This is a genomic window from Clostridium gasigenes, assembly GCF_900104115.1.
In the GTDB taxonomy this organism is placed as follows: Bacteria; Bacillota; Clostridia; order Clostridiales; family Clostridiaceae; genus Clostridium; species Clostridium gasigenes.
On sequence record NZ_FNJM01000007.1, the window covers coordinates 1 to 25,783 of the forward strand.

Annotated in this window: 21 protein-coding genes; 18 read left to right on the forward strand and 3 right to left on the reverse strand. The window is 27.8% G+C overall.

All coding sequences use genetic code 11. The annotated features are described in order from the left end of the window. Window positions 1-216: 216 nt before the first annotated feature. The 17 genes from BLS77_RS12085 to BLS77_RS12165 all read left to right on the forward strand — a co-directional run bounded on the left by BLS77_RS12085 (window position 217) and on the right by BLS77_RS12165 (window position 20,887). Complete coding sequence (locus tag BLS77_RS12085; RefSeq protein WP_089970106.1) at window positions 217-903, forward strand: phosphotransferase enzyme family protein; 687 nt, start codon at window positions 217-219, stop codon at window positions 901-903. Between the two features lie 106 nt (window positions 904-1,009). Further along, window positions 1,010-1,879, forward strand: a complete 870-nt coding sequence (galU, locus tag BLS77_RS12090) for a UTP--glucose-1-phosphate uridylyltransferase GalU (RefSeq protein ID WP_089970110.1) — start codon at window positions 1,010-1,012, stop codon at window positions 1,877-1,879. A gap of 435 nt (window positions 1,880-2,314) precedes the next feature. Beyond that, window positions 2,315-3,379 (forward strand): NAD/NADP octopine/nopaline dehydrogenase family protein, encoded by a 1,065-nt coding sequence (locus tag BLS77_RS12095; protein WP_089970112.1) that lies wholly within the window; start codon window positions 2,315-2,317, stop codon window positions 3,377-3,379. Window positions 3,380-3,668: 289 nt separating this feature from the next. After that, on the forward strand, window positions 3,669-4,409 hold the full coding sequence (locus BLS77_RS12100; RefSeq protein ID WP_089970114.1) for a CpsB/CapC family capsule biosynthesis tyrosine phosphatase: 741 nt from the start codon (window positions 3,669-3,671) through the stop codon (window positions 4,407-4,409). Window positions 4,410-5,107: 698 nt separating this feature from the next. Further along, window positions 5,108-6,949, forward strand: a complete 1,842-nt coding sequence (locus BLS77_RS12105) for a polysaccharide biosynthesis protein (protein WP_089970117.1) — start codon at window positions 5,108-5,110, stop codon at window positions 6,947-6,949. Window positions 6,950-6,977: 28 nt separating this feature from the next. Then, on the forward strand, window positions 6,978-7,613 hold the full coding sequence (locus BLS77_RS12110; RefSeq protein WP_089970121.1) for a sugar transferase: 636 nt from the start codon (window positions 6,978-6,980) through the stop codon (window positions 7,611-7,613). 42 nt (window positions 7,614-7,655) lie between these two features. After that, entirely contained in the window at window positions 7,656-8,858 is a 1,203-nt protein-coding gene (locus BLS77_RS12115) for a glycosyltransferase family 4 protein (RefSeq protein WP_089970124.1), read from the forward strand. A gap of 19 nt (window positions 8,859-8,877) precedes the next feature. Beyond that, the gene (locus BLS77_RS12120; protein WP_089970455.1) at window positions 8,878-9,933 is read left to right on the forward strand and encodes a polysaccharide biosynthesis protein; all 1,056 of its coding nucleotides are present in this window, start codon (window positions 8,878-8,880) and stop codon (window positions 9,931-9,933) included. Between the two features lie 15 nt (window positions 9,934-9,948). Beyond that, window positions 9,949-11,055 (forward strand): capsular polysaccharide biosynthesis protein CapF, encoded by a 1,107-nt coding sequence (locus tag BLS77_RS12125; RefSeq protein WP_089970127.1) that lies wholly within the window; start codon window positions 9,949-9,951, stop codon window positions 11,053-11,055. Window positions 11,056-11,057: 2 nt separating this feature from the next. Then, entirely contained in the window at window positions 11,058-12,182 is a 1,125-nt protein-coding gene (gene wecB / locus BLS77_RS12130) for a non-hydrolyzing UDP-N-acetylglucosamine 2-epimerase (RefSeq protein ID WP_089970131.1), read from the forward strand. A gap of 26 nt (window positions 12,183-12,208) precedes the next feature. After that, complete coding sequence (locus tag BLS77_RS12135; protein WP_175490847.1) at window positions 12,209-13,081, forward strand: glycosyltransferase family 2 protein; 873 nt, start codon at window positions 12,209-12,211, stop codon at window positions 13,079-13,081. Between the two features lie 21 nt (window positions 13,082-13,102). Continuing rightward, window positions 13,103-14,323 carry a glycosyltransferase gene (locus tag BLS77_RS12140; RefSeq protein ID WP_207648691.1) on the forward strand — a complete coding sequence of 407 codons (1,221 nt, stop codon included), beginning with the start codon at window positions 13,103-13,105 and terminating at the stop codon, window positions 14,321-14,323. A 75-nt stretch (window positions 14,324-14,398) separates the two neighbouring features. After that, on the forward strand, window positions 14,399-15,865 hold the full coding sequence (locus BLS77_RS12145; RefSeq protein ID WP_089970137.1) for an O-antigen polymerase: 1,467 nt from the start codon (window positions 14,399-14,401) through the stop codon (window positions 15,863-15,865). Between the two features lie 77 nt (window positions 15,866-15,942). Beyond that, on the forward strand, window positions 15,943-17,175 hold the full coding sequence (locus BLS77_RS12150) for a glycosyltransferase family 4 protein (protein WP_089970140.1): 1,233 nt from the start codon (window positions 15,943-15,945) through the stop codon (window positions 17,173-17,175). A 27-nt stretch (window positions 17,176-17,202) separates the two neighbouring features. Further along, window positions 17,203-18,507, forward strand: a complete 1,305-nt coding sequence (locus BLS77_RS12155; RefSeq protein ID WP_089970144.1) for a flippase — start codon at window positions 17,203-17,205, stop codon at window positions 18,505-18,507. 51 nt (window positions 18,508-18,558) lie between these two features. Continuing rightward, window positions 18,559-19,749, forward strand: coding sequence for a glycosyltransferase family 4 protein (locus BLS77_RS12160; RefSeq protein WP_089970148.1), 1,191 nt, complete (start codon window positions 18,559-18,561; stop codon window positions 19,747-19,749). A gap of 55 nt (window positions 19,750-19,804) precedes the next feature. Then, the gene (locus BLS77_RS12165) at window positions 19,805-20,887 is read left to right on the forward strand and encodes an acyltransferase family protein (RefSeq protein ID WP_089970151.1); all 1,083 of its coding nucleotides are present in this window, start codon (window positions 19,805-19,807) and stop codon (window positions 20,885-20,887) included. Window positions 20,888-20,987: 100 nt separating this feature from the next. Here BLS77_RS12165 and BLS77_RS12170 read toward each other — a convergent pair whose 3' ends face one another. The 3 genes from BLS77_RS12170 to BLS77_RS12180 form a co-directional block, all read right to left on the reverse strand. Next, window positions 20,988-21,923 (reverse strand): hypothetical protein, encoded by a 936-nt coding sequence (locus BLS77_RS12170; protein WP_089970154.1) that lies wholly within the window; start codon window positions 21,921-21,923, stop codon window positions 20,988-20,990. 39 nt (window positions 21,924-21,962) lie between these two features. Beyond that, the gene (locus BLS77_RS12175; RefSeq protein WP_089970156.1) at window positions 21,963-22,967 is read right to left on the reverse strand and encodes an LCP family protein; all 1,005 of its coding nucleotides are present in this window, start codon (window positions 22,965-22,967) and stop codon (window positions 21,963-21,965) included. Window positions 22,968-23,186: 219 nt separating this feature from the next. Further along, entirely contained in the window at window positions 23,187-24,158 is a 972-nt protein-coding gene (locus BLS77_RS12180; RefSeq protein ID WP_242873976.1) for an LCP family protein, read from the reverse strand. 225 nt (window positions 24,159-24,383) lie between these two features. Here BLS77_RS12180 and BLS77_RS12185 point away from each other — a divergent pair, with 225 nt between their 5' ends. Then, entirely contained in the window at window positions 24,384-25,697 is a 1,314-nt protein-coding gene (locus tag BLS77_RS12185) for a nucleotide sugar dehydrogenase (protein WP_089970162.1), read from the forward strand. The last annotated feature ends 86 nt before the right edge of the window (window positions 25,698-25,783 follow it).

Consider the following 25,783-nt stretch of genomic DNA (forward strand, 5'->3'; position numbering starts at 1 on the left):
TTTTTTCTAACTGTCCTTGACATAGGGACCACTTTATTATAATATTTTATTGCAGTTTTTTTATTTAATAATAGATTATAGTTCTAGTTAATATAATATTAACTAGAATAGATTAAATTATAAAAATATAGTATAATTATGGTATAAATTATAAATAATAGCATTGAAGTGGGATAGGGGAAAACATTTTAAACTAAGTGGGAGGGTTTTATTATTATGTCTAAAAAGTGTGATTTGAAGAATCTTTATGAGACTATACCAGATTTTCACGATACTAAAAAGAGCTATGAAGCTTTTATAGATGCTGTGGAAAAGGATAAAAAGGGAAGAGTGGCATTTTGCCTTGATGATATAGCTTTTGCTATGAAAAGAGCTAAGGATACTGAACTTTTGGTTAACATGCTTGCAGAGGGGGAATTGCCTTTAAGAGTTACTCATAATGACACAAAATTTAATAATGTTATGACAGATGATATTACAGGTGAAGGAATTGTTTTAATAGATTTAGATACATTGATGCCTGGGTTAGCATTATATGACTTTGGCGATGCTATTAGTTTTGGAGCAACAACTGCGTTAGAAGATGAAGCTGATTTATCAAAGGTAAACTTTGATATTAACCTTTATGAACATTTTACAAAAGGATATTTAGAGTCTGCTAAGTACACTCTTACAAAAAACGAAATAGAATATTTACCATTCTCAGCAAAACTTATAGCACTTGAACTTGGAATAAGATTCTTAACTGATCATTTAAATGGGGATAGTTATTTTAAAGTGAATCGAAAAAATCATAACCTAGATAGAACTAGAAACCAATTTAAACTAGTTGCTGACATGGAAGAAAACATGGATGCCATGAAAGCTATAATCCAAAAATATTGTGTAATGGAAACTGTGTAAGAAAATTACTTAATTATATGATATAATACAAAGGCATAAAGACTACAGGTAGAGATAAATTCTTTACAAAAGAGTAGTTAGTTTAAGATTTATTAAGGAGTAGGTTATGAGTAATAAAGTTAGAAAAGCAATTATACCAGCAGCGGGGCTTGGTACTAGATTTTTACCAGCAACAAAGGCTCAACCAAAGGAAATGTTACCTATAGTTGATAAGCCGACTATTCAATATATAATAGAAGAGGCAATAGCTTCAGGAATTGAAGAAATTCTTATTATAACTGGTAGAGGCAAGAAATGTATTGAAGATCATTTTGATAGATCAATTGAGCTTGAAATTGAGCTTGCTAAAGCTGGTAAGGACGACCTTTTAGAAATAGTTAATGATATATCTAATATGGTAGATATTCATTTTATTAGACAAAAGGAACCTAAAGGACTTGGACATGCTATATATTGTGCAAGAGCTTTTGTCGGGGATGAACCTTTTGCAATTCTTTTAGGTGATGATATCGTTTATAATGATGAAAAACCTTGTTTAAAGCAACTTATTGATTGTTACAATGAATATAAAACTACTATTTTAGGTGTACAAACTGTACCAAAAGAACATGTTTCAAGATATGGTATAGTTGAGGGAATTGAAATAGAAGATAGAGTTATGAAAGTTAAAGGTTTAGTTGAAAAACCTAGCATTGAAGAAGCTCCATCAAATGTTGCGATACTTGGAAGATACATAGTTACACCAAAGATATTTGAAATATTAGAAAACACAAAGCCTGGTAAAGGAAATGAAATACAACTTACTGATGCATTATTAACGTTAATTCAAGAAGAAGCAATGTATGCGTATAATTTTGAAGGTAGAAGATATGATGTTGGAGACAAGCAAGGGTTCTTAGAAGCTACTATAGAGTATGCCTTAAGGAAGCCAGAACTTAAAGATGGGTTAGTAGAATATTTGAAAACAATTATATAAATATGATAAACGTTTACTTATTGGGATTTTAGGTATAGTATTAGAAATAGATGAAGATGAGTTTAGCGATATAGAGTTATTAGGGAGAAGATTAGTTATTTTTTCAAGCTCCCTTAGGCATCTTAAGAAACAACTAGCATTGACTAGTTGTTTTTAAAGGTGTCTTAATTTTATTTAAGATATAAATAAACATATTCTATGGAGCTATACTTTTTGAAATTTAAAAAACTAAAGATAATACAGTATAAATAAACTAAAAAAATCCAATAATACAATGGATTATGTTTATTAGAAGCAAAAAGCAGGGGGGCATTAGATAATAAATTTGTTGCTAGTTGAACAGGAGTTAGTATTAAATAACTAAATCAGGGAAACTAAAATTAATAATTGATATTAATATTAATAATAATTAATATTAAATGGGGAGAGATTATAATGAAAATAACAGTTGTGGGTGCGGGTAATGCGGGGACTACTGTAGCAGCAGATTTATCGTTAAAGGGTCATGAAGTAACAATTTTAAAAACTTCTAATAGTTTGCATAATGAAAATTTTAATACTATATTAAATAATGGTTATAAAATAAATTTAATTAGGAATAATGAGTCAAGAGAAGCTAAATTGCATTTAGTTACTACTGATTTTAAAGAGGCATTAGAAGGATCTGAATTGATAATATTATATGTACAAACTAATTATCAAGAAGATGTAATAAAAAGAATGAGTAAATATTTATATAATCAAATTATTTTAATAGAACCTGGATATTTGGCTACTTTATTCTTTTTAAAGGAATGCAAGGACAAGCCTTTAATATATGCAGAAGCGGAAAGTTCACCTATTGATTGTAGGATAACTAAGCCAGGGGAAGTTACTGCTATGTTTGAAAATGTTAGAAATCCTATAGGTATATACCCTAAAAGTAGGACTAAGGAAGCTCTAGAGAAGTTGGAATTGCTACAATATAATTTTATTCCTACAAAAAACATAGTGGAGGCTGCATTGCATAATCCTAATTTAATTGTGCATACAATAGGAGCCTTTATGAGTATTCCAAGAATAGAGTACACAGATGGAAAAGAATATTGGATGTATAAAGAAGTATTTACAAAATCTGTGTGGAATATGGTAAATGGCCTTGATAAGGAAAAAATGGACATAATGGAGACTCTAGGTTGTGAGAGAATATCTTACGTGGAAGCTTGTAAATTTAGAAATTCTTTAATTAGTAATATGGATGCTGAAGCTGTGTTTTTTGATTATGCAAAAAACCATTCTACAAGTGGACCATATACATCTGATTCAAGATATATAACAGAAGATGTACCAGAGGGATTAGTTCTTATGGAATCTTTAGGAAAATACTTAGAAATTGATACTCCAGTATGTACTTCTTTAATAGAACTATCATCAAGTTCTTTAAATAGAGATTTTAGATCTGAGGGTAGAACTATAGAAAGAATAGGAATAGAAAACTTTAAAGCCATATTAGAGATTTAATATATAAGTAAGCTTAAAAAAATAACATTCTGAATATGTAAATAAGCTCTTCACTAAATAAATTAGTGAAGGGCTTATTTTTTCATTTATATAAAAAAAATGTCGAATGACATGAAATATAAACCAATTTTAAAAAACAAAATCAATTCTAAATAAAATTTTAATTTAATTAAATATTATGTAGTTTTAAAATATAAAAATGTAATTTTTTTCTAGACAAGAAAACTATTATAGTATAAAATATAAAAGGTTATATAAAACAGATAGATATATATAGTGGGGGATTTAAATGGTAGATTTAAATGCGAATATTTTAGGGAAAGTGGAATGTCTTGAAGCGGATTATAACTTAGCAATAGAGGCAGTTGAATACGCTTTCAAGAAGGGTGTTAAAGAAATGGTTGTAGCTACAAAGTGTGGCGTGCAAGATGTAGCTGCATCTATAGAAGAAATGGAAATTAGGTTGGATATTTTAAAAAATAAGTTAGAAAAAAATAATATTGATGTGAAACTTTATTTAGCCGAAAGCATCAAATTATCAGAAAGTAATATTAAGGATTGTTTGAATGGAAAATTTGGAAGTATAAATAAATCTAAATATATGCTTATAGATTTGGATGAAACAATGACAAATCAACAAGTTGACATGGTATTTGAGTTAACATTAATAGGAATAGTTCCAATTATAGTTCATCCAGAAAGATGTAAAGAAATAATAGAAAAGATAAGTAGAATAGAAAAACTTAAAGATCTTGGATGTTTATTTGAATTAGATATAAATAGTTTGACTGGTTTATATGGTAAAGAAATTAAACGTATAGCTAAACAATTATTAAGAGCTAAAGTATATAATTTCGTTGCAAGTGAACTAAACGGTCAATTAACTAGAAACACAAGGTATAGTTATTCAGCACTATCTAAATCACAAAAGGATACTTTTAAAGGTAATGGGTTAAAGGTATTAAGAAATGAAGATATAATAAATCATATAGGAACTGCAAAAATTAAAAAGAAATTATTTGCAGTATAAGAATAGCCATTATAATGAAGCAATTAAATAAAAACACTATAAAGTTATTGAATTTCAATAATTTTTATAGTGTTTTTATAATTGTAGTAATATAAATAAATTTTAGTCTTCTAATGAATGGAGGCTAATATTATTTGATTTATATGAGAAAGAATTACATGCCAATTAGTATTTATTTTGCTATATTATAATTAAGATTATAGTACATTTTAAAATAGACTTAATACAAATAGGACAAGATACATAATTAGATAACATAATATAATTGGAAATATAGGACTAAAGTCACATGAATATAAAAACTGAATGACAATATTCGACTTGAAATTAATTTGAAAACTTAATTTTTTAAAATTTAAATAGGTAGATACAAAATAAAAAAACCTTTATATTACATTAAATCAAATTAAATTACATTAATATCGCAAAAAGTCGTTTGGAAGAATGAAGAAGAATGGATACTTGGTTTTTAGAAAGAATTTTAAGTTTAATATAAAAAAAATGTATGATATAATGCTTGTGGTTATAATAAATAATATTTATGAAACTCACCTAATATGAAGATACTTATAATAATGTGTTAAAATTAGTATAAATATATTAAAGAATAGATGAGTTTTATAAAAAAATAGTACAAGCAAAAGAAAAATAAAATTTTAAAAATTTTTTAAACACATTTTAAGTTAGGGGATGAAAACGTGGGAAAAGGTAAAAAAATAAAATGCTTATTATTGATATTAATAGATATATTTTTAATCAATGTAGCTTATTTACTTAGTTTCTATATTAGATATGAATTTAATGTAAGATCGGAACACATTGATATATATATAAAGACATTACCTGTAATTATAACTATTTATGTCGTGTCACTATCGGTTTTTAAAATGTATAAAAGTATGTGGAGAATAGCAGGAATAGATGAAGTAATACATGGTGTAACTGCTTGTGCTTTGGCTGGGGCAACAAATTTTTTATTTATGGAATTATTACCTCATAGAGTTCCAAGAGTTGTAACAATGCTTGCCTGTTTATTTATAATAATATTAATACTTGGATTAAGACTTTCTTATAGAGTTCTTGGAAGACTTATAACATATGTTAATGCATTTAAAACAGATGGAAAAGAAAATGTGCTAATTATAGGGGCTGGGCATTATGCGCAAATTCTTATTGGAGAAATTAGAGGTGCAAAAGCATCACAATATAATTTAATTGGATTAGTTGATGATAATAAAAATAAAATTAATACATACTTAAATGGATTTAAGGTTTTAGGAAATATAAATAACATTTTAGAAATAATATCTAAGAAACATGTAGATTTAGTTCTTATAGCAATTCCAACATTAGATGTTGAAACTAAAAAAGAAATAATAAATATTTGCCAAGAAGCTAAGATTAAAATGAAAATAATGCCAAGTGTAAGTGAACTTCTAGATGAAGAAGTTAAGCTTAATCAAATGAGAGATGTTGATTTAAGAGATTTACTTGGAAGGCCGGAAATTGAACTAGATAAAGATGGTATTAGTGAATATATAAAAGATAAAGTAGTACTAGTAACTGGTGGAGGGGGATCTATAGGGTCAGAACTTTGTAGACAAATGGCGAAATTCTCGCCTAAAAAGTTATTAATATTAGATATATATGAAAATAGTGCTTATGACTTACAAAATGAGTTGACAAGAAATATGAAAGATTTAGATAAAGATGTTTTAATAGCATCTGTAAGAGATAAAAATAGGCTTGAAGAAATATTTAAAACATATAAACCAGAAGTGGTTTTTCATGCAGCAGCACATAAACATGTGCCGTTAATGGAGTTTAACCCACAGGAAGCTATAAAAAACAATGTTGTTGGAACATTGAATTTAGCAGAATGTGCAGATAAATATGGAGTAGAAAGATTTGTACTTATTTCTACAGATAAAGCAGTTAACCCAACAAATGTTATGGGAGCTACTAAACGATTATGTGAAATGATAGTACAAGCATTAAATAACGAAAGTAAAACAGAATTTGTAGCAGTAAGATTTGGAAACGTTCTTGGCAGTAATGGTTCTGTTATACCATTATTTAAAAACCAAATTACAGCTGGTGGTCCAATAACATTAACACATGAAAACATAACAAGATACTTTATGTTAATTCCAGAAGCAGCTCAGCTTGTGCTTCAAGCAGGGGCTTATGCAAATGGAGGAGAAATTTTTGTTTTAGATATGGGGAAACCAGTTAGAATATATGATTTAGCAGAAAACCTTATAAAATTATCGGGCTTCGAGCCACATAAAGATATAAAAATAGAAGTAACTGGACTTAGACCAGGAGAAAAACTATACGAAGAGCTTCTTATGGATGAAGAAGGATTAACACAAACAAAACATGAAAAAATATTCATAGGAAAACCAGGGGGATTTGAAATAGAAACTATTAGAAAGCTAATAGCTGAATTAGAAGAAATAAGTAAAACAGATGATAAGGAAAAATTGAGAGATAAGTTATCGGTTGTAGTACCGACGTACAAAAGAATAAATATATAATTAAAGGGATAAAGGGGGATGACGTAAAGTGAAAAGAGTTTTTGATTTTATTATGAGTATAATAGCAATTATAGTTTTATTGCCAGTAATTTTAGTTGTAGCAATATTAGTAAAAACTACATCCAAAGGACCTATTTTATTTAAACAAAGAAGAATAGGAAAAGATAATGTAGAATTTAATATTTATAAATTTAGAACAATGAGATGCGATACACCAAATGTTGCAACACATTTATTAAATAATACAGATAGCTTTTATACACCAATAGGAAAAGGTCTTAGAAAATTAAGCTTAGATGAATTACCACAATTGTTTAATATATTGAAAGGTGAAATGAGTATAGTTGGACCAAGACCTGCACTGTATAGTCAATATGATTTAAAAGAAGCTAGAAGCTCAAAAGGAATTCATAAGTTAGTCCCAGGTCTTAGTGGATGGGCACAAGTTAATGGTAGAGATACAATAACACTAGAAACAAAGGTGAAGTTTGATAAGGAATATTTAGATAAACAAAGCTTTATTTTTGATTTAAAGATAATATGGTTAACGATATACAGAGTAGTAAAAACAGAAGGGGTTACTGATGGCGTTATAGAAAAAGATGTTATAGAAAAAAAAATTACAGTTACTAGCGGGGAAGCAAGTAATATTACTGAATTATAATAATAGAAAGTATATAAATATAGATGTTTAGGCGGGAATAAGATGAAAATATTAGTTGTAACACAGTATTTTTGGCCGGAAGAATTTAGAATAAACGATATATGTGAAGGTTTAATTGAAAAGGGCCATGAGGTAGAAGTTCTAACGGGAATACCTAATTATCCTTATGGAAAATTTTATGACGGGTATTCATTTTTAAAAAAAGGAAAGAGAGAATATAAAGGAATAAAAATAAAAAGGGTTCCTATAATACCTAGGGGAAAAGATGGATTTATAAAGTTAGCATTAAATTACATGTCCTATACGGTATCAGCAAGCATTGCTACAGCGAGGTTGTTGTTTAATAGGTATGATAGGGTATTTGTTTTTCAATTATCTCCTATAACTTTAGCTATTCCAGGAATTATAATATCAAAAATTAAAAAAATACCATCTACTATATATATACAAGATTTATGGCCAGAAAGCTTATATTGTATAAAAGAAGTTAGTAGCGAGAAGGTTAAATCTATTCTTGATAGATTATGTATGAAAATTTATAATTCATTCGATAATGTATTAATTACATCAAATGGATTTAAGGAAAAGTTAATTGATAGAGGTATGGAAAAAGAAAAGATAACCTATCTACCTCAGTGGGCAGAAGAATTTTATAGAAAAGAAAATGAATATTATAATATGGAATTAGAAAGTGAAGTATTAACAGTAACATTTGCTGGTAATATAGGAAAGGCACAAAGTGTAAGTACAATAATAGAAGCTGCAAAGCTAGCTAAAAATAATAAAAAAATTAAATGGCAAATTATCGGAGATGGAAGTGAATTTGAAAATATAAAAGACTTAGTCAAAAAGTATTCATTAGAAGAAACAGTTTATATATTAGGAAGAAAACCTGCCAAGGATATGCCAATGTATTTTTCAAAGGCTAATGGGTTAATAGTTACACTGGCTAATGAGGATATATTGAAAGCTACTTTGCCTGCAAAGGTTCAATCATATATGGCTTCAGGTAAACCAATAATAGCAGCAATTAGCGGTGAGGGTAACGATGTTATTAAAGAAAGTTGTTGTGGATTAGTTGGTGAAGCTGAAGATTATAGAAAATTATATGAAAATGTTATTGAATTATATAACATGAACTTAGATCAACGGAAAAAACTTGGTGATAATGGAAAGAAGTTTTTTGAAGAAAACTTTACTAGAGAGATATTATTAAATAAATTAAATGAAATTATTAATATATAATAAAGGGAGATATAATATTATGTTTAAAGATAAAATTTTATTAATAACTGGTGGTACAGGTTCTTTTGGAAATGCTGTGCTTGAAAGATTTATAAATACTGGTATAAAGGAAATAAGGGTTTTTTCAAGAGATGAGAAAAAACAAGATGATATGAGAAGAGTTATAAAAAGTGATAAGGTTAAGTATTACATAGGTGATGTTAGAGATTTAGATAGTTTAGATTATGCTATGAAAGGTGTTAACTATGTTTTTCATGCAGCTGCATTAAAACAAGTTCCGTCTTGTGAATTTTATCCTATGGAAGCTGTAAAAACTAATGTAAATGGTTCTGATAATGTGTTTAAATCAGCTTTAAATAACAATGTAGAAAATGTTATATTATTAAGCACTGATAAAGCTGTTTATCCTGTAAATGCAATGGGAATTTCAAAAGCTATGGCAGAAAAAGCTATGATAGCAAGAGCAAGAACAGCAGCAGAAGGCGAAACAGTATTCTGTGGAACTAGATATGGTAATGTAATGGCTTCAAGAGGTTCGGTTATTCCTTTATTTGTTGATTTAATGAGAGAAGGAAAAGATTTAACTGTAACAGATCCAAATATGACTAGATATATGATGTCACTTGAGGAATCTGTAGATTTAGTTTTATATGCTTTTGAACATGGACAGCAAGGAGATATATTTGTTCAAAAAGCACCAGCTTGCACAGTGTTAGAACTTGCAACTGCATTAAAAGAATTATTTAACTCAAAGGTTGGAATAAAGGTAATTGGAGCAAGACACGGGGAAAAGGCTTATGAAACTTTATTAACAAAAGAAGAGTTTGTTAAAGCTGAGGATAGAGGGAATTATTTTAGAATTCCATCAGATAATAGAGGATTAAACTATGCTAAGTATTTTACAGAGGGAAATGAAGAGATAACTTATCAAGAAGAATATAATTCAGATAACACAAACAGAGTAAATGTGGAACAAGTTAAAGAAATGTTATTAAAACTTTCTTATATTCAAGAAGAGTTAGCTAAATTTAATAAAGATGGTTTAATGGAAGTACAAGCAGATAAATTAGTATAAAAAGAGGTGAAGACAATGAGAGTATTAATAACAGGGGCTAATGGATTTATAGGGAAAAACTTAGTTGAAAAGTTTAATGAATTAAAAGACTATGAAATAATTACTATAGATAAAGAAAATTCAAAAGAAGAATTAGTTAATGGTGTATTATCATCAGATTTTATATTTCATTTAGCAGGGGTCAATAGACCTAAAAATGAAAAAGAGTTTTTTGAAGGTAACACAGGGTTAACAGAAGAAATAATAAGTATCTTAAAAGATAATAATAAAAACACACCTATATTAATAACCTCATCTATACAAGCAGATTTAGATAATGCTTATGGGAAAAGTAAAAAAGCTGCAGAAGATGCTCTTTTAAATTATAGTAAAGAAACAGGGGCAAAAGTATTTGTTTATAGATTGCCAAATGTATTTGGTAAATGGTGCAGACCAAATTATAATTCAGCTGTAGCTACTTTCTGTCACAATATAGCTAGAGGAGAAGATGTAGTTATATCTGATCCAAGTATAGAAATGACTTTGGTTTATATAGATGATGTAGTTAGAAACTTAGTTAATACTATGAATAATAGGTCATCTAAATGTGGATATGTTAGTGTAGATACAGACCATAAAATAACATTGGGTGAAATAGTTGACTTACTAAATTCATTTAAAGAAAGCAGAACAAATTTAATGATTCCTAACATGGGTAGCGAAATTACTAAAAAGTTATATAGCACTTATTTAAGCTATCTTCCAGAAGATAAGTTTAGTTATCCATTAAAGATGAATGTTGATAATAGAGGATCATTTACAGAAGTTTTAAAAACTGCTGATAGAGGACAAGTATCTATAAATATATCAAAACCAGGAATAACTAAGGGAAACCATTGGCACAACACAAAAAATGAAAAATTTTTAGTTGTTAGTGGAAATGGAGTTATTAGATTTAGAAAACCAGGTTACGAGGAAATTATAGAATATAGAGTAAGTGGAGAAAAGCTAGAAGTAGTTGATATTCCAGTAGGATATACTCATAGCATAGCAAATGAAGGAAAAGCAGATATGGTAACAATGATGTGGGTTAATGAAGTGTTTAATCCAGAAATACCTGATACAATTTGGTTGGAGGTTTAATTATGAAAAAACTTAAAGTAATGACAATAGTAGGAACAAGACCAGAAATAATAAGACTTGCAGAAACGATTAAAAAGTGCGACGAGTACTTTGAACATATATTAGTTCATACAGGACAAAATTGGGATTATACTTTAAATGATGTGTTTTTTAAGGAGTTAGAGCTAAGAGAACCTAATCATTTCCTTGGTGTTGTAGGAGATGATCTTGGATCAACAATGGGAAATATAATAGCGCAAAGTTATAAAATATTAGCTGAAGAAAAGCCAGAAGCTTTAGTAATATTAGGTGATACTAACAGTTGTTTAGCTGCAATATCAGCTAAAAGACTAAAAATACCTGTATTCCATATGGAAGCTGGAAATAGATGTTTTGATCAAAATGTACCTGAGGAAATAAATAGAAGAATAGTTGATTGCACAAGTGATGTTAACCTAGCTTATACAGAACATGCAAGAAGATATTTATTATCAGAAGGAATGAGAAAAGAATATACTTTTGTAACAGGTTCACCACTTCCAGAAGTGTTCCATAAATATATGGATAAAATTGATGAAAGTAATGTATTAGATACATTAGGATTGGAGAAAGGAAGGTATATTTTAGTAAGTGCTCATAGAGAAGAAAATATTGATAATGATAAAAACTTTGTAAGCTTAACTAATGCATTAAATGAAATAGCAGAAGAGTATAATATGCCAATTATATATTCAACTCATCCAAGAAGTTGGAAGAGAATAGAATCAATGAACATTAAGTTCCACGAAAACATAAAGCAACTTAAACCATTTGGTTTCTATGATTATAATAAACTTCAAAAAGATTCCTTCTGTGTATTATCAGATAGTGGATCACTTGCAGAAGAATCAAACATAATGGGATTTGCCGGAGTATCTATAAGAACAAGTACTGAAAGGCCAGAGGCTGTAGATAAGGGGTCGTTTATAATCGGTGGAATAACATCAGATAGCATAACACAAGCAATGGAAGTAATAACTAGACAAAAAAGACTAGGTGAAGAGATTGTTAAAGTTCATGATTATACTGATATAAATGTAGCTATGAAAGTTGTTAATATTATTCAAGGATATACATCTGTAATTAACAATTTTATATGGAGAAAGTAACTAATATTTTTAGGGGGAAGTCATTGATGAATATAAAGCCATTGGTTAGTGTTATAATACCGTTTTACAATGGTGTTGATTGGTTAATAGAGGCTGTAAATAGCGTATTAAATCAAACATATACAAATTATGAAATATTAATCATAAATGATGGCTCAAAAGAAAATATGGATAGTTTTTTATTAGAGTATGAAGAAAAAATTATTTATATTAAAAAAGAAAATGGTGGACCAGCTTCTGCAAGAAATTTAGGTATAAGAAAGGCAAGGGGGGAATATCTTGCCTTTTTAGATTCAGATGATTTATGGACATCAGATAAATTAGAGTATCAGATTAGTGAAATGATAGAAAAAAATTCATCGTGGAGTCAAACTTCTTATGAGTTATTTGGTAATAGAACTGATGGGAAAAAAGTTAATGCAATATTAGAGCCTAAGTTATTTAATAAAATGTTATTTATATCAAATGGAATTGCAACTCCAACAATAATGATAAAAAAGTCTAGTTTTAATGAAGAAAAACTATTTTTTATGGAAAATAGAAGGTATGGAGAAGATACAGAACTTTGGGTTAGATTATCAAAGAAGAGTGATATATTAAGTGTTGATAGAGTATTAACTAAGGTTAGGATAAGAGGTAGTAATGCTGGATTAACAGTAATAGCTCAACTTCAAAATAGAGCTGAGATATATGATGATATTAAAGGACGAAAAGAAGTTAGTTGTGGATTAATTATAAATTATAAACTTTGTAATATTGTATATAAAATAATAATTTTTATAAAAACAAATATATCTGATAATAAGTATCTTATAGATAGTCTTGCAAAGGTTGGTTATATTATTCCTTATAGTATATTTAAAGTGTATAAGAAAATTTATATAAGAAAGTATAATTAAAATAGAAGAGGGTTATTGAGTATGAAGGTTTTATATTATGGATTAGCATGTGACAAGAAGTACTTTGAAAAGAATTCGAAAAAAACTAATGCTCCATATATTGTGGCACAGCAAATGTTCGAAGTGGCAATGATAGAGCAATTAGAGAAAGATATAGATATAGAGTTAGATTGTAATTATATACTTCAAGATAAAAGTTTTCCAAATTCAGAAAACTTTTATATTAAGAGTAGCATAAAAAAATTAACTGAAAAAACTAATGTTAAGTATCTTTCATATCTAAATTTACCAGGGATTAAATTTATATCTTTATTTGTTTCAACGTTTATTAGATCATTTAAATGGTGTATGAAAAATAGAAGAAATAAAGAAAAGGTGATTTTATCATCAGTAAATTATTTGCCTGTAAGTTATGCCAATATGATAGTTAGTAAAATTTTTGGAGTGAAAAATACATGTATCTTTACTGATACAACATCATTTATAGCTCTAAAAGAACGCATTAGTAAAATGTCTTTTGTTAAAAGAAAAATAATGCCTCTATATATAAGATTAGTGAGTCAAACGGAAACTAACTATGATGGATATGTATTTTTTTCAAAGTATATGGATGAAGCGATAAATTTAAAGAACAAACCGTATTGTGTAATGGAAGGTATTTTCAATTCCAATAATATTAATTATTCTGAGTTAAAAAAAGAAAAGGCGATAATGTATGCTGGGTCATTATTTGAACAGTATGGAATTAAATTATTTTTAGATGCTTTTAAACTAATAGAAGATCCTGATTTGCAACTTTGGATTTTTGGTGGAGGAGAAATGGTAGAGACTATTGAGGATTTATCAAAAGAAGATTCAAGAATAAAGTATATGGGATTTAAATCTAGAGATGAGGTTTTTAATTATGAAAAGAAGGCTACGCTTCTAATAAATACAAGATTTTCTTCAGATTTATATACAAAGATGTCATTCCCATCAAAGACATTTGAATATATGGCATCTGGTACGCCATATTTGACAACTAAAATAGAGGGTATTCCAAGTGAATATTATAAATACTTGTACACGGTTGAAGCTGAAACTTCTGAAGGTGTAAAAGATAGTATTGAAAATATAATAAATAAATCTGAATCTGAATTAAAAGCGTTTGGATTAAATGCTAGAGAATTTATAATAAATAAAAAAAATTCAGAGGTTCAAACAAAGATAGTATCAGATTTTTTAAAGGAAAGAGTAGTCTAAATAGTAGAGTTACTATAGATTTGAAATTATAATAATATTAATGAATAAATCATAAAGCATAAAAGGGAGATAAGAATGGAATTAATTATATTAGGCGTATTTATTTGTTTATTTATAATAACTAATAAAATATGTGAGAAGAAGAGCTTGAGTAAATTAATTGGCAATATGTATTTGTTGTGGTGGTTTGTATGGCTTGAATTATCAATTGATACAAAAAAAGGTACAATGATGGAAGTTAGCAATAAAACATATTGGATTTTAATTATAAATGTTGTAGCATTTATAATTATGTATTTATTAGTAGATAAAAAATACTCAGGTAATAGTATTAATTTATTAAATAAAAAAAAGTCTAAAGATAAGGTAATTAGTAAAAGTAATTGCTTTGATATAAAAACATATCAATCTGGATTTATAGTTTGGATAATTGGAATTTTAATGATGTTTATTCTTATATTTTATTTAAGAAGATATACGGTTTTATTAGATCAATATGGGATGAGTCATGCTAGAATAATAAGGTTTGAATTAGGGTATATGTTAAAATCACCATTTGAATTATTATTTTATAATTATATAATTCAATCAATATTAACGGTTATTTCAATATTAGTTCCTATACATATTATAAATGGGAAATTTAAAAACCCAATAATATATATAGGGATAATTAATGTTTTACTTAACTCTCAAGTTGGAAAAGGAAGAATGATAATTTTTGAATTATTGTTATACTTCATGGTAGCCTTTATAATTTATTTTTATAATGAAATTTGGAAATATGTAAAGAAATATTGGTATATTATAATAATTATTATAGGAATTGGTGGAGCTGGTATGACATTCTTGACATTGGTTAGGCTAAATACTGACTTTGCAAGCATGGAATCAATTAAGGGTAATTTAAAGGAAACATTTGATCAAGTTATACTATACTTTACTGGATCAATTAGGGCATTTGATTATTCTTTGATTAATAATTATAGAGATACCATTATTAGTCAATATGGACATACCTGGGGAGGGGCTACTTTTGCAGGTATTAATGAAGTAATAATTATGTTCTTTAGGGCATTAGGAATGGAGATTTCAACTGTTAATATGGCGATAGGAGCACTGACTCAGCCTGCTATATTTATAGGGGAAAATGTTCAATATAATGCATTTTATTCAGCTGCTTTTAATTATTATATAGATTTTGGAGTTGTTGGAGTTGCATTATTTAGTGGATTATTTGGAGCATTTAGTTCATTACTTATCAAAAAGACAATAAAAACAAAAGATGTATATTATAATATGATTTTAATTTTAAATTTATATATAATTTTATTTTCTTTATTGAGATGGGAGTATCAAGCTCCTTCGACATGGATAACAATTTTAATAATATTAAGCGTTCGTGCTATTCATAAGAAGTATACTTATTATTATGAAACAAATAAGAACGTTAAACATTTGGGAGAAGTAAATAATATTTTTGTTAAAAAGGTATTGTTTGTATATAATTGGCTTTTAGGGCAAAATACAAAAAAAATATAATAAGTTACGTAATATCTAAGCTTTAAATTCAATTAAAGCTTAGATATTAAACTTTAATTGAAAGAGGAGCAAATAGTATGAAAGTAATGTGGGTTTGCAATATGTTATTACCAGAGTTTGCCGAAAAGATAAATGAACCTGTTTTGGCAGGAGGAAGTTGGATGGTTGCACTAGCTAAAGACATGAAAACATGTAACGAGATAGAATTAGTTATTTGCGCCCCGTATAATGGAGATACGATAAAGGATTTGAAAGTTGATAATATCACTTATTATGCAATTCCTAAAAAAAATATGGGTGAATATTGGAGTAGCGTAACAAAAAAAATTAAGCCAGATGTAATACATATACATGGAACTGAGTATGAACACGCTAATATATTAATTAAGTCGTGTCCTAATGAGAGGTATGTAACATCTATACAAGGGTTAACATCCATATATGCTAATCATTATTTAGCTAATCTTCCATATAATGTTGCTAAAAAATATTCTTTTAAAGATATTATAAAAAGAAAAAATATAATTAAAACTCAAAAAGATTGGTTTGAAAATGGTGAAATAGAAAAAGAGATAATTTCAAATGTTAATAATATAATAGGGAGAACTACATGGGATAAGGCTTGTGTACATATGATAAATCCTAAAGCTAAATATTACTATTGTAGTGAAAGTCTAAGAGATTCATTTTATAAAACAAAATGGAGTTATGACGAATGTGAAAAGAATTCAATATTTATTAGCCAAGGAACATATCCAATTAAAGGACTACATATGGCTATAGAGGCATTGCCACAACTAGTTAAGGAGTATCCTGGTGTTAAGATATATGTTGCGGGAAATAATATTAGCAAAGCAGATACTTTTATGGCAAAACTTAAGCGAGGATACTATGGCAGATATATAGAGAAGTTAATAGAAAGTAAGAATTTAAAGGGGAAAATTGTGTTTTTAGGACCTTTAGATGAAAAATCATTTTGTGATAGAATGAAAAAATCACATGTTTTCTTATCAGCATCTAGTATAGAAAATAGTCCTAACTCTGTTGGTGAAGCTATGCTTTTAGGAGTGCCATGTGTATCTTCAAATGTTGGAGGTGTTAGTGATATGGTTAAAGATAAAGAAGAAGGATTTCTTTATCCATTTAATGAAACATATATGATTTCTTATTATGTTGGTAAGATATTTGGGAATAAAGAACTAGCATTAAGTTTATCGGAAAAATCAAAAGAAAAGGGTGAAATTATTTTTGATAGAAAAAATAATTTAGAAACTACAATAAATATATATAAAGAAGTTATTAATAAATAATAGTATCTAATATAATGGAGAAGGTGTATGGGTAATATGAAATTAAAATTTTCAGAAAAAATGAGTAGTTTTTTAAAGAATTCTGGTTGGCTTATAGGTGAAAGAGTTTTTCAAATGATATTTTCTTTAGTTATTGGAGCCATAACAGCAAGGTATTTAGGCCCTGCTAATTATGGTGTCATAAATTATGGTATGTCATATGTGGTTATAGTTGGGGTTGTATGCTCGTTAGGTCTAGATAGTATAGTAATAAGAGAAATAATTAGTGAACCAAAGAAAAGTGGAGAAATAATGGGTACTGTGATGGTAATGAGATTAGTTACAAGCATAGTATCTATAGTGATATTATTCATATTTATCAGAGCAATAGAGCCGAATAATGTAGTATTACAATGGGTATGTTTATTAGAATCAATATCACTTATATTTAAAATGTATGAAATTATAGATTTATGGTTTCAATCAAAATTAAAATCAAAATATTCAGTAATAGCCAAATGTATTGCTACTTTTTCGGTAGGAGTATGGAAAATATTACTGGTTGTTAATAATGCTTCTGTAGAATGGTTTGCATTATCAGTTACTATAGAAGCAATGATTTGCTTTGTATTTATAGGTATATTATATTTAAGAAATAGAGAATACAAGTTTATTTTTAAACTTAGTATAGCTAAAAGACTAATAAAGATGAGTTACCATTTATTATTGGCGAGTTTGATGGTAGTAATATACACTAGAATTGATAAAATAATGTTAGGGATCTATATGTCGGAAGAATCGGTAGGAATATTTTCGGCAGCAGTAGCTATAGCTGATCTATGGATATTTATTCCGTTAGCTGTAATTAATTCAGCAAGACCAATTATTATTGAAAGTAAGAGTATAGATAAAGAAACTTATGAGAAAAGAATTACACAAGTGTACGCATTGGTTATTTATATGGGAATTTTTGCAAGTTTAGCTATATCGATATTTGCAAAATTAGGCGTTACAATTTTATATGGAAAAGATTATATTAAAGCCGTACCACCACTATTAATAATAGTATGGGGAAGTATATTTTCTATATTAGGAGCAGCAAGAGAAGTTTGGATTGTTTGTGAAAATCATAATAAATATTTAAAGTATTTTGCTGGAATGGGTGCGTTAATGAATGTACTTTTAAATTTATTACTAATAAAACCATTTGGTATAATAGGAGTAGCTATAGCAACACTTATTTCTCAATTTGTAGTAGCTATAATTGCACCAGCTTTTTTTAAGGATGTAAGAGTATCACTAAAACATATGTTTAATGCTTTATGTCTTAAAGGTGTATTTGAAAGAAAGTAGTTTTTGAGTAGAGTTATTTAATATATAAATTATGTTATGGAGTTGAAATAAATGAAAGTAACTTTTTTTTCTAATTTCTTAAATCATCATCAGTTACCTTTTTGTAAGGAAATGTATAGATTGCTTGGGGAAGATTTTAAATTTATTGCAACTGAGCCTATAGATGAAGGTAGATTAAAAATGGGATATAGGGATATGAGTAAAGATTATCCTTTCTCTATAAATACATATGATAATGAACAGCTGTATAATCAAGGGATTGCCTTAGGAAATACTAGTGATGTTGTAATAATTGGATCTGCACCAGATAAATTTATAGAGCAGAGATTAAAATATAATAAGCTTACTTTTAGATATTCAGAAAGAATATTTAAAGAAGGTCAATGGGAAATATTAAGACCTAGGGTTATGGGAAGCTTGGTAAAAAAGCATACTATACATTATGGAAAGAATTTATATATGCTTAGTGCAAGTGCGTACACTCCTATTGATTATGCACTTGCTGGAGCATATATTGGGAAAAGTTATAAGTGGGGATATTTCCCCGAAACGAAAATATATAATCCAGAAGAACTATTCAAATTTAAAAAAAATAAAGATGTAGAGATATTATGGGTAGGGAGGTTTCTAGATTGGAAACATCCAGAGAAGGCTATAGAAATTGCAAAATTATTGAAAAATGATGGGATAAATTTTAAATTGAGAATTATTGGAATAGGTGAACTAGAAGATGATTTAAAAGGGCTGCTTAAAAAATATAACATCGAAGATAAGGTTGAATTTTTAGGAAGTATGCCACCTAATAAAGTGAGGGAATATATGGAAAAAGCAAATATATTTCTTTTTACAAGTGACTACAATGAGGGCTGGGGAGCAGTTTTAAACGAGGCTATGAACAGTGGATGTGCAGTTGTAGCTAGTCATGCGATTGGTTCTGTAGGATATTTAATTAAACATAAAGAGAATGGATTAGTCTATAAAGATGATGATTTTGAGGATTTATACAATATTGTAAGGGAATTGGCGATAGATGGCGAATGTTGCAAGTATATTGGTATGAATGCATACAATACTATATTGAATAAATGGAATGCCTCTATATGTGCTAATAATTTTTTAAACCTATCAGAATCATTATTAAATAATAAACAGCTAGTTATAAAAGATGGGCCTTGTAGTAAGGCAAAAATCATACCGCAATCAAGGATGTATGATAATATTATTAATAAGAAGTCTATATAGAGGTTGTATATAAATAATATAGAATTTTATTATTTACAATAAGAGGAGCGTATATATGGTAACCAATGTAGAAGATAAAGTAGATAGTTTCAATAACAGATATAAATGGATTGATGTATTAAAATTCTTGGGAATATTCGCTATATACTTAGGACATTGTGGTGAGGTATCAGGAAAATTATACAAATTTGTTTTTCTATATCATGTACCGTTATTTTTCTTTGTATCAGGTTTTTTTGCACTGAATAATATGAATATGAATATACGTGAATATATTTTAAAGAAGTTTAGACAGTTAATTATTCCATATATGTGTTTTGCTTTGATAAACATAGTTTCCTTTGCAATATTAGAGAATTATGACATAAGTGATATATTACCAATAATTAAGAGTTATGCTTTAGGAATTAGAAATACATTAAGAATGGGATCATTATGGTTTATACCATGTATTTTTATAGTAAATATAATCTATTTTATAATAAATAAAATTTTCAAAAATAAATATATTATATGCATAATTATATTAATGTTATTTATAGCTACTCAAACACTTCTTTCAAATAACCCTCTAGAAGAACCGTCATGGTTCATGAATATAGATAGTGCTATGTATTATATTCTTTACTATGCTCTTGGTAATATATTATTTGAAAAGATTAAATCATTTAGATTTAAAGAATTAACTTTAAGAAGAAAGGGTGTATTTGTGGTAATTACAATAGTAATGTTTATATTTACAGCAGTAACATACTTTATGGGTATATCAGCAATTACAGATTTTTTATGTAATAAATATAATTTTTTCAATTACCTATATTCAAAAAATATTAAAGTAATACATCCTATTTATTTGGTAATGAGCGCACTAATAATAATATATATAAATATTTTAGTTGCATATGGATTAAGAAATATAAGATTATTTCAAACTATAGGATCAAATACACTAGTGCTATGTGGAATAGAAAATGTTATTAAAATATATATTAATACAACGATTATAGTGTTAGGGTCATATATAAATCAAATTAATCCTCTTACCTGTGTTATTTACACGGGAATATCTATATGGGTAGCTAATTATATTGTTGAAAACATTATAAAAAGATACTTTGTAGTTTTAACAGGAAAATAAATTGAATTAATAGGGTTATATATATTAAAATTATAAAAAAGGATGTTGCAAAATAATTTTGCAACATCCTTTTATATAAGGTAAGTATTAACAGAGTATGTTATTTTAATCTTCTTAATAAATTTCTATATTTCATTTTAATGAGCTTCTTTACTGGCATTTTATAATTAGGAAAATCGAATTTTTTAGCACAAGATAATAGTTCAGGAAATTTTCTATGTTTTATGTAATAATCATAAAGCCATAGTATTCCGGTTTCCTTTTCTTGAGGTAAATGCCAAATGTCAACAGCATTATTCATATAGTTAGTTGAGACTAGATAAAAGTCACCGGTCCAGTATCTATATATATATCTATTAGCTCTTATCAATTCATTTTTAAATTCATCAGCTACTATTGATATAAGGAATTCATCACCCAATGTTTTATCTAATTCTATACAATTTTTCATTTTAATATATTCATTATATAATGAAGTGGTGAATCGTAGTAATACTTCTTTATTACCGGCTATAAACTCTCCACCATAATGGTTAATAGGATTAAAATCTGATCCATATTTACTTAAATTATTATAGATTTCCATTCTATGAGGATGAGATATTTTGTGGTCTAGATCATAAAGGACTACTCCGTGTGTACATTCTAACCATAAATCATTAAGTGAATTCACAGTAAACGTATCAGTATCTAACATTAAATAATTATCATAATTAAGATTTTCAACAACATATTTAATAGCCTTTAATTTGAAAAATGCTAGACTCCATGTGAATTCCTTAGGAAGATTGAATTCATCGAAGTCTATCCTTTGAACAATAATATTATTTTGTTCAAATAGATTTTTGTATTTAATAGGTAAATCTATATTGGTCAATAAGCATACGTCGCAGTCTTTATTTTTAGACTTACAAGACACTAAGGATACAAAAGAGTTTTTTATATAAGTTTCAATTTTATTTGATATATTCTCTATTTGTGTGGATGTTTGAAATCCATCCTTAAATGCTAATGCATTGAAAATTAAGTTTCTCATATCGAAGCTCCTTTCTATTTTATATAAATATTTTCATTATTATTTATCGCTAAATATATAATCTCTCATTTGATTAATAGTATCTTTAATATCAAATGTTAAATAATAAATTTCATCAATAGTAGTGCCTTCAGAAGCTCCATCTCTTGGGAATCTTTCTTGTATTAAAGTTCCATTACCTATTCCTAAAACTTTTGTTCCTAGGGATAGTATAGTTGTTGGAGAAAGACTAGTTTGAACATGAGGTAATACATTTGTTAATATTGAATTGTATGATGATGGTGATGTTTTAATTAGCTTGGTAAATAATGATTCTAGAACTGTTCTTTGTCTTTCAGTTCTTTTATAATCTCCGCCATCTGTATATCTAATTCTTGAATATGCAAGTGCTTGAGTTCCATCTAAGTGCTGAGGCCCAGTTGCATATATATTAGGTGAATTAGTACCATTAGCAGTATTATGGGTTGCAATAGAAGCATTTAAGGAATCAAGTTCTTCAGCCATAATTTCAATATCAACTCCACCTATTAAATCTATAACAATTGGAAGTGAAGAAAAATTAACTGTTGCAAAATCTTCTACATTTAAACCAAAGTTTTCATTTATTGTTTTAATTGCTAGCTGAGGACCTCCAAATGCATAAGCATGATTAAGTTTGTCCATTCCGTGGCCGGCTATGTTAACGTAAGAATCTCTCATTAATGATGTTACTTTAAGTTTGCTATGAATAGGGTCTATAGTTACAATCATCATTGAATCTGATCTTCCTGCACCACCGTCTTCAGCATCAACACCAAATAAAGCTATGTTTTTTATATCTGTATAGTTATCATATTTTGAAAATTCATCAGTAGATGAAATTCCTAAATCTTTATTATCTAATTTAACATTATCTAATTTGAAAAATAAACCATATAAGTAACCTCCGCCTATTGCCATAGATGCAATTAATATAGCTAAAAATCCCATTAATATTTTAAAACCTATAGATTTTTTCTTTTTCTTTTTAATATTTTTATTATTAGTCTGTTTAATACGTGACATTGTATACACCTCTTTCATTTAGGATTTTATCATAATAGTATATAAGCTTGCAAATGGAAAGTGAAATTACTGTTAAATATTGAAAAAAACATCCAATAAGTAAAGGCTATAGGATAAATCCTATAGCCTTTACTTATACATATTTGCTAAATTCTAATAATTTTCAATAAACTTATAATTGTTTTATGTAAATCTATAATTAGTTTTGCAAATCGGTAACTAGTTTTCGTAAATAAATTGTTGCATTTGAGTTTTGGTAGCTTCTTCATCAAAGGTTAAGTAGTAAATCCCATTTATAGTCTCACCTTTGGAGAAGTCATCTCTTGGGAATCTATCTTCTATTATTTTAGAACTACCTATTTGTGAAATTGTAGTTCCAAGACTTAAAAGTTCTGATGTTGAAAAGCTAGTCTGTACAAATGGAAGAAAGTCATTTAATAAACTTGGAAATTGTGTTGCAGGAGTATTGTTAACTTTATTAAATACTGCTCCAAGTACAGTTCTGTGCCTTGACGTTCTTTCATAATCTCCTCCAGCTGTATATCTAATTCTTGAATAGGCTAAGGCTAAATCTCCATCTAATAGTTGGGGACCAGCAGAGTCTATGCTAGATGTGCTACCTCTTGATGCTGCGTATTTATTCATAAGTGGAATTTCTTCAGCTGTTAGATTAATAGTTACACCTCCAAGCTTATCTATTATTTTAGGTAAGTTTGAGAAATTAGTTGAAATAAAGTTATCTACATTTATATTAAAGTTTTCATTTAAAGTTTGAAGTGCAAGTGTAGAATTTCCAAAGGCAAAAGCATGGTTTAATTTATCCATACCGTGATCTGGAATATTCACATAACTATCTCTCATTATTGATGATAATTTTAATTTGTTGTGAACAGGGTCTACGGTTAATACCATTATAGAATCTGAACGTCCAAACTCGTTGTCCCCAGCATCGATTCCAAATAGTGCTATGTTAATGATTTTGTCATAAGATGCATATTTAGATAAATTTTCAGTAGTTTCATTAGTTATTCCTATATTGTTTTTATCTAAATCTACTTTATCTAATTTGCTTGATAAATATAGGGAATAAAGTCCGCCTCCAATAAGTGTAACTAATATTATTATTAATAAAGTAATAATTGTTATCTTTAATGGCGATTTTTTCTTTTTATTTCTTTGTGATTTATTCACACTCTCACATCCTTTCAAAAGTGAATTTTACCATTTTAATTTAAATAAGTAAATAATAACAGGAAAATAGTAATATTAAAGTAATTACTATATAGCATGTTTATGAATTATATATTATAATAATTGTTATGATATTATTATTAGATGGTATATAAGGAATGGTAAAATAAATAACTAGTTATTTATTTACGATCCTTAACAACGAAATAGTGGAGGAATTTAATTATGAAAGACTTATATAAGTTAATAGAAGCTAAAAAAGAAAAAATAGCAGTAGTGGGGCTTGGATACGTAGGAATGCCTTTAGCAATAGCATTTGCAAAAAAAGTTGATGTAGTTGGATTTGATATTAATAAGGGGAAAGTAGATAAATATTTAAATGGAATAGATGTAACTAATGAGGTTGGAAATGAAGCTATAAAAACATCAACTGTTGAGTTTACTTGTGATGAAAGTAAACTAGCAGGGTGTAAATTTCATGTAGTAGCTGTTCCTACACCTATTAATGATGATAAAACACCAGATTTAAGACCTGTAATTGGATCAAGTGAATTAGTTGGTAGGAATTTAACTAAGGGTTCAATAGTAGTTTTTGAATCAACAGTTTATCCAGGAGTAACAGAGGAAATTTGTGTTCCGATTTTAGAAAGAGAATCTGGACTAAAATGTGGAATAGATTTTAAGGTTGGATATTCTCCAGAAAGAATTAATCCAGGTGATAAAGTTCATACATTACAAACTATTGTTAAAATAGTTTCAGGTATGGACGATGAAAGTTTAGATACTATAGCAAAAGTTTATGAACTTATAATAGAAGCTGGAGTGTATAGAGCAGAAGGTATAAAAGTAGCAGAAGCTGCTAAAGTTATTGAAAATTCTCAAAGAGATGTTAATATAGCTTTTGTTAATGAATTATCTATGATATTCCATAAAATGGACATTGATACAAAAGCAGTATTAGAAGCTGCAGGAACTAAATGGAACTTCCTTAAGTTTAATCCCGGTTTAGTTGGAGGACACTGTATAGGAGTTGATCCATACTATTTAACTTATAGAGCAGAGCAATTAGGTTACACATCACAAATTATTGCATCTGGAAGAAAAGTAAATGATGGAATGGGTAAATTTATTGCAGAAGAGACTATTAAACAGTTAATAGAAGCAGATAAAAAAATAAAGGGAGCTAGAGTTGGTGTACTTGGAATAACATTTAAGGAAGATTGTCCTGATGTTAGAAATACTAAAGTAACTGATATAATAAGTTCACTTGAAGAATATTCAGTAAACTGCTTAGTTGTAGATCCAATAGCAGAACCTAGTGAAGTTGAAAGAGAATATGGAATAAAAATGACGAAGCTAGAAGATTTAAAAGATTTAGATGCAATTATAGTAGCTGTATCTCATACGGATTACAGAAAAATGCCATTAAGCAATTTATTAGAATTATATAAAGATGAAAATAAAATTATAATAGATGTAAAATCTATAGTAGACAAAAATGAAGCTAAGGAAAACAATATAGCTTATTGGAGTTTATAATACAAGAAAGCACCCTCAAAGTGTAAAAATACCATTAATGGTATTAATTATGCTTTGGGGGTGTAATTTATTACAAGTTTTTAGAA

Coding starts and splice junctions, on each gene's coding strand:
- BLS77_RS12150 (WP_089970140.1), top strand. CDS start 15,943: ATGAAAGTAATGTGGGTTTGCAATATGTTATTACCAGAGTTTGCCGAA.
- wecB (WP_089970131.1), top strand. CDS start 11,058: ATGAAAAAACTTAAAGTAATGACAATAGTAGGAACAAGACCAGAAATA.
- BLS77_RS12085 (WP_089970106.1), top strand. CDS start 217: ATGTCTAAAAAGTGTGATTTGAAGAATCTTTATGAGACTATACCAGAT.
- galU (WP_089970110.1), top strand. CDS start 1,010: ATGAGTAATAAAGTTAGAAAAGCAATTATACCAGCAGCGGGGCTTGGT.
- BLS77_RS12170 (WP_089970154.1), bottom strand. CDS start 21,923: ATGAGAAACTTAATTTTCAATGCATTAGCATTTAAGGATGGATTTCAA.
- BLS77_RS12160 (WP_089970148.1), top strand. CDS start 18,559: ATGAAAGTAACTTTTTTTTCTAATTTCTTAAATCATCATCAGTTACCT.
- BLS77_RS12115 (WP_089970124.1), top strand. CDS start 7,656: ATGAAAATATTAGTTGTAACACAGTATTTTTGGCCGGAAGAATTTAGA.
- BLS77_RS12135 (WP_175490847.1), top strand. CDS start 12,209: ATGAATATAAAGCCATTGGTTAGTGTTATAATACCGTTTTACAATGGT.
- BLS77_RS12165 (WP_089970151.1), top strand. CDS start 19,805: ATGGTAACCAATGTAGAAGATAAAGTAGATAGTTTCAATAACAGATAT.
- BLS77_RS12185 (WP_089970162.1), top strand. CDS start 24,384: ATGAAAGACTTATATAAGTTAATAGAAGCTAAAAAAGAAAAAATAGCA.
- BLS77_RS12175 (WP_089970156.1), bottom strand. CDS start 22,967: ATGTCACGTATTAAACAGACTAATAATAAAAATATTAAAAAGAAAAAG.
- BLS77_RS12125 (WP_089970127.1), top strand. CDS start 9,949: ATGAGAGTATTAATAACAGGGGCTAATGGATTTATAGGGAAAAACTTA.
- BLS77_RS12095 (WP_089970112.1), top strand. CDS start 2,315: ATGAAAATAACAGTTGTGGGTGCGGGTAATGCGGGGACTACTGTAGCA.
- BLS77_RS12100 (WP_089970114.1), top strand. CDS start 3,669: ATGGTAGATTTAAATGCGAATATTTTAGGGAAAGTGGAATGTCTTGAA.
- BLS77_RS12140 (WP_207648691.1), top strand. CDS start 13,103: ATGAAGGTTTTATATTATGGATTAGCATGTGACAAGAAGTACTTTGAA.
- BLS77_RS12155 (WP_089970144.1), top strand. CDS start 17,203: ATGGGTAATATGAAATTAAAATTTTCAGAAAAAATGAGTAGTTTTTTA.
- BLS77_RS12120 (WP_089970455.1), top strand. CDS start 8,878: ATGTTTAAAGATAAAATTTTATTAATAACTGGTGGTACAGGTTCTTTT.
- BLS77_RS12145 (WP_089970137.1), top strand. CDS start 14,399: ATGGAATTAATTATATTAGGCGTATTTATTTGTTTATTTATAATAACT.